Source organism: Rhizobium sp. TBD182 (assembly GCF_001950375.1).
Taxonomy (GTDB): Bacteria; Pseudomonadota; Alphaproteobacteria; order Rhizobiales; family Rhizobiaceae; genus Agrobacterium; species Agrobacterium tumefaciens.
Map to the genome: position 1 here is coordinate 106,161 of NZ_BDLN01000010.1, position 4,461 is coordinate 110,621.

6 protein-coding genes are annotated in these 4,461 nt (G+C 62.6%); all 6 read left to right on the top strand.

Going from position 1 to position 4,461, the window contains the following annotated elements; translation table 11 throughout:
• Window positions 1-448 (top strand): RNA polymerase sigma factor (locus T18_RS22930; RefSeq protein ID WP_323455254.1); only part of this gene is annotated, 448 nt, incomplete at its 5' end.
• Window positions 445-1,188 carry an anti-sigma factor family protein gene (locus tag T18_RS22935; RefSeq protein ID WP_038497028.1) on the top strand — a complete coding sequence of 248 codons (744 nt, stop codon included), beginning with the start codon at window positions 445-447 and terminating at the stop codon, window positions 1,186-1,188. The genes T18_RS22930 and T18_RS22935, both read left to right, overlap by 4 nt.
• 264 nt (window positions 1,189-1,452) lie before the next feature.
• Window positions 1,453-1,578 carry a hypothetical protein gene (locus T18_RS28295; RefSeq protein ID WP_410118148.1) on the top strand — a complete coding sequence of 42 codons (126 nt, stop codon included), beginning with the start codon at window positions 1,453-1,455 and terminating at the stop codon, window positions 1,576-1,578.
• 49 nt (window positions 1,579-1,627) lie between these two features.
• Window positions 1,628-2,344, top strand: a complete 717-nt coding sequence (locus T18_RS22940) for a DUF6065 family protein (protein WP_038497031.1) — start codon at window positions 1,628-1,630, stop codon at window positions 2,342-2,344.
• Between the two features lie 178 nt (window positions 2,345-2,522).
• The gene (locus T18_RS27040; protein WP_046205663.1) at window positions 2,523-2,876 is read left to right on the top strand and encodes a hypothetical protein; all 354 of its coding nucleotides are present in this window, start codon (window positions 2,523-2,525) and stop codon (window positions 2,874-2,876) included.
• 34 nt (window positions 2,877-2,910) lie between these two features.
• Window positions 2,911-4,389 (top strand): SLC13 family permease, encoded by a 1,479-nt coding sequence (locus T18_RS22950; RefSeq protein ID WP_233285002.1) that lies wholly within the window; start codon window positions 2,911-2,913, stop codon window positions 4,387-4,389.
• The last annotated feature ends 72 nt before the right edge of the window (window positions 4,390-4,461 follow it).

Genomic DNA, 4,461 nt, shown 5'->3' on the forward strand with positions numbered 1-4,461 from the left:
TGCGGATGATCTTGTACAGGCCGCCTGCGAGCGGGCGATCCTGGGCGCGGACAGTTTTGCGCCCGACAGCCGGTTCGATGCCTGGATGTTCCGTATCCTGCGCAACCTCTGGATCGATCATCTCCGCCGCCAGAAGACCGCCGGCCCACATGACGATATGGACGAGGCACGCGATGTGTCCGTGCCCTCCGGCGAGGCTGCTACCCATGCTCGGATGGATCTTGCCGCGGTCATCACCGCCCTGCAGAAACTGCCGGATGAGCAGCGCGAAGTGCTGGTGCTGGTCTGCGTTGAGGATTTCAGCTACCGCGATGCAGCTGACGTGCTCTCCATCCCGATCGGCACTGTGATGAGCCGGCTGGCGCGTGCGCGGAAGAATCTCATGGAGCTGACGGGAATAAGTTTTGGCGAAAGACGTTCGCCAGATACGAAAGGCAGCGTTCTATGAATAAAATGGATTTCGACGACGAGACATTGATGGCGTTTGCCGATGGCGAGCTGGACGCGGTGCGGAGCCTTGCGCTGGAGGAAGCGCTTGCAACCGATGACGCGCTTGCCGAACGGCTTGCCGTCTTCCTCGACAGCCGTCAGCTGGTGGGCGATGCGATGAAACCGCTGATCGACGAACCGGTGCCAGCGGAGCTCCTCGCGTCGGTGGGTCGCATGGCGGAGGAGGCCCGGCAGCAAGCTGCAGCGCCGAAGGACAATGTCGTCTCGTTTCGGCAAAGGCCGCAACAGCGTGTGCAGCCATCAGCACGGCGCTGGCTCATGCCGATTGCAGCCAGTCTCCTTGCGGTGATCACCGGTGTGGTCGGCTTTACCGCGGGCCGCATGGGGGTCTCCGAAACAGGGACGGCTTCAGAGATCTCCGCTGCCCTCGATCGCGAAACATCCGGCAAGAATTTGCCGCTTGATACTTCCGGCACGGTATTGCGTGTCGTTGCCACCTTTCGTGATGACCGCGGCGAACTCTGCCGTGAATATGAGCTGAAGCAGCCTGCACGCAGTACCCTCACCGTCGCCTGCCGCCAGGACGGCGGCTGGGAGACGCGGCTTGCGCTGACAACCCCGCAGGCGGACGGTTACGTGCCGGCCTCCTCGCAGGAAACGATCGACGCATATCTCGCCTCCATCCATGCCGGCTCACCACTTTCCCCCGAGGAAGAGCGCGAGGCGCTTGCGCCCTGACACCGTTGTCAGGCGCCTCCGCTGCAATCCCGGTCGACCCGCTCGTGGATGCAGTCGCCTGGCAACAACTTGCTGTCTGAGAGGATCGAGGTCGAAAAGCCCACATCCGGGGTGGCACGAACGGCTCGACCGCACGAAATACGTCGTGATGCGCGAGACTTTTCTCCCCCTTGCTGAACAGTATGACCATCGCCCAGGAACAGAGGCTTTGCTGCCATTCGTGTCGGAGACGGCTTTCCAGGGCGACAGAAAGCAGGCTGGTGGATGAAGGCCGTGCGGCTTGACCTCGAGGCAACGGGCAACATCATGCGCGCCCCAGCGGTCGGTCCAGCTCTATCGCGTCACCTGACCACGTTTTTTATGGGAAATTTTTTGGTCGCCCCGGAATAAGCTCCTTCCATCGCCGTTCCTCTCGCATCGCACTACAAGGAGAACAGCGATGGCACTCGCCCTTCTGAAGAAGCCGCAGCCCCGATTGACCTTTCTCTGCCGCGAGGAGGACGAGGGTGTCATCCCGCCGCCGGTGCGCGCCAGGACGGCGCTGCCCGACTGGTTCCGCAAACTGCCCGCTGTCGACGAGGCGCAGGTCTCGCCCACCAACAGCGGCATCACCGTGAAGCGCTGCATGCCCTTTCTCGACGCCATGGCGACGGGCTGGGTGATCGGGCTTGCGGCAAGCGTGCGCATGGAAATCTCTGACAGCGGCAAAACAGTCGATTTTGGCTGGGATTTCGATCGCACGCTGGTCAGCAACCATGCCAGCCACCAGGTCGCCGGCAATCCCCGCGAGCCGCTGCCGCCCTGCAAGTTCCACAATTACTGGACCATCCGCACACCGCCTGGCTGGAGCTGCCTGTTCGTGCCACCACTCAACCGGTCGAACGGTGTCTTCGAGGTCGTCGCCGGTGTTGTCGATACCGATACCTACCAGTCGGAAATCCACTTCCCCTTCTTCGCCATCGGCGAGGACGGCCTGCATATACTGGAACGCGGCACGCCGATCGTCCAGGTCATCCCCTTCCGCCGCGATACCTCAGATCTCGACGCGGACATTCGTGCCGAAAGCGCGCCGGAGAGCGTGGTGCGCAAGACGATCCTGCGCAAGACACTCGCCGCCGACGGCTGGTATCGCAAGTTCGCCCGCGCCCAACGATAGGGTCTAAGCCGGACAAATCGCCTTGGCCGTCGCTGCGCCCCGCAGCGGCGGCAATGCCGCAGGTTCCAAAGAGGGAGATTATCCTATTGAAATTATTTCGATTTTATCGGGAATAGGATTCGCCCGCCACCGTTTCTCCTTCGCAGCCAACGAGGCTGTCACTCAAAGGAGAAACACCATGAAGAAGGTCATCGCAATCTTGAGCGCATTCCTGGTGGTCGGCGCCGCAGCCCCCGCGCCCGCCGTCGCCGACGACCCGGTTTACCGCTTCCTGCAGAAGATGACGCGCTCCAGCAAGGCGAGCCAGGCCCGCTACAGCCGCGACCGCGACGACGATCGCCGCGGCGGCTGGAGCTCGAACCGCGACTCCAACAGCTCGTCAAATTCCTCGCGGAATTCCAACTCCAACCGCAACTCGAACTCCAACAGCAGCTCCAATTCGTCGAGCAACTCCAGCTCAAACAGTTCGTCCAATTCTTCGAGCAATTCAAGTTCGAATTCTTCCTCCAATTCGTCGTCCGACGACGATTGAGATAGCAACCTGCAAGACCGAAAGGAGGGCGATCATGGCCCTTTACGCAATCACCCCTCCCGGACCCCACGCCGATCGGCGTGGGGAACCGTCCCCGATGCTGGAGCCGAGCATGCCGCTCGCCCGCGTCAAGCAGATCGTAGCAGTGATCGTGCTGGCTTTCAGCGCCATACTGATCTTTCTCGCGATCGACGGCCTCACCATGAACATGCGGCTGACGCTCGCCGTCTTCGTGGCGACGATCACCGCCTGGACCATCCTCGACCTGCCGGATACGCCCGTGGCGTTGGCGGGTGCTGCCCTGCTGCCGCTCGTCGGCGCGATCGATGAGGACGTGCTCTATCGCTCGCTCGGCAATGATATCGTCTGGCTGATGCTGGCGGCCTTCGTGGTGGCCGGCGTGCTGAGACAGGTCGGGGTGATCGAGCAGATCATCCGCCGGTTACTCACCCGACTTGCCACCGTTCGGGGCCTGTTCTGGACGGTGACGCTCCTGATCTTCGCAACCGCCTTTATCATTCCCTCGACGTCAGCGCGTGCCGCCATGCTCGCACCGGTTTATCTCGGCCTTGCGGCGGCGATCGATAATGCACGGATCAACCGCGCGCTCGCACTCCTCTTCCCCTCGGTCATCCTTCTCTCCGCCGGAGCGTCGCTGATCGGCGCTGGTGCCCACCTTGTCGCGACCGGGATGATAGAGCGGTTACGTGGCCAAAGCCCCGATTTCCTCGACTGGATCGCACTTGCCGGCCCCTTCTCCCTTCTCTGCTCGCTCCAGGCCTGTGCCGTGCTGCTGAGGTTTTTTCTCACCCGCGAGGAACGCGTCATGACCATCGCGCAACGTCCTGAAGCTGATATCCCGACATCGCTGACGCGCCAGCAATGGACCGTTCTCGCCATCACCGGCGCGATGATCGTGCTCTTCGCCGCCCAGCCCCTGCACGGGATCGGCATGCCGCTTATCGGCATCGCCGCCGCTCTGCTGCTGGCGACCGAACGGGTCTCCGGCCTGCCGCTCAAGGCCGCGCTCAAGGGCGTAGAATGGAACCTGCTGCTGTTCCTCGCCGGCACGCTTGTCATCGGTGAAGCCCTGATAGAGACCGGAACAGCGAACGTGCTGGCCGAACGGGTGGTTGGCCTTGCCGGCAACAGCATCGCAGCCTGGCCCGCTCTCGTCATCGGGTTTGCCGCCATCGTCGCGACCCTCTCCCATCTCGTCATCACGTCGCGCACCGCGCGGGTAACAGTGCTCATTCCAGCCCTTGCCCTGCCGCTCGCGGCCCTCGGCGTCGATCCGCTCAATCTCGTGATGGTGGTGACGCTCGCAAGCGGCTTCTGCCAGACACTGATGGTCTCCGCCAAGCCGGTGGCGCTGTTCGGCACGATGGCCCCCCGACCCTTCGGCCAGGCCGACCTGTTGCGGCTCGCTATGGTGCTGGTCGTGCCCTTCATGGTGCTGCTCGTCGTCTTCGCCACGCTCGTTTGGCCGCTGCAAGGCCTGCCGCTCAGATGAGCCTCAGGGCAGACCAAAGAAAAGGCCGCCACGTGCGGCCTTTTTTAGTTAGTCGGCTAATTTATTTTCTGT

What these genes read in the sequence shown, in the direction of transcription:
- T18_RS22935 (WP_038497028.1), top strand. Translation starts at nt 445, where the DNA reads ATGAATAAAATGGATTTCGACGACGAGACATTGATGGCGTTTGCCGAT.
- T18_RS28295 (WP_410118148.1), top strand. Translation starts at nt 1,453, where the DNA reads ATGAAGGCCGTGCGGCTTGACCTCGAGGCAACGGGCAACATCATGCGC.
- T18_RS22940 (WP_038497031.1), top strand. Translation starts at nt 1,628, where the DNA reads ATGGCACTCGCCCTTCTGAAGAAGCCGCAGCCCCGATTGACCTTTCTC.
- T18_RS27040 (WP_046205663.1), top strand. Translation starts at nt 2,523, where the DNA reads ATGAAGAAGGTCATCGCAATCTTGAGCGCATTCCTGGTGGTCGGCGCC.
- T18_RS22950 (WP_233285002.1), top strand. Translation starts at nt 2,911, where the DNA reads ATGGCCCTTTACGCAATCACCCCTCCCGGACCCCACGCCGATCGGCGT.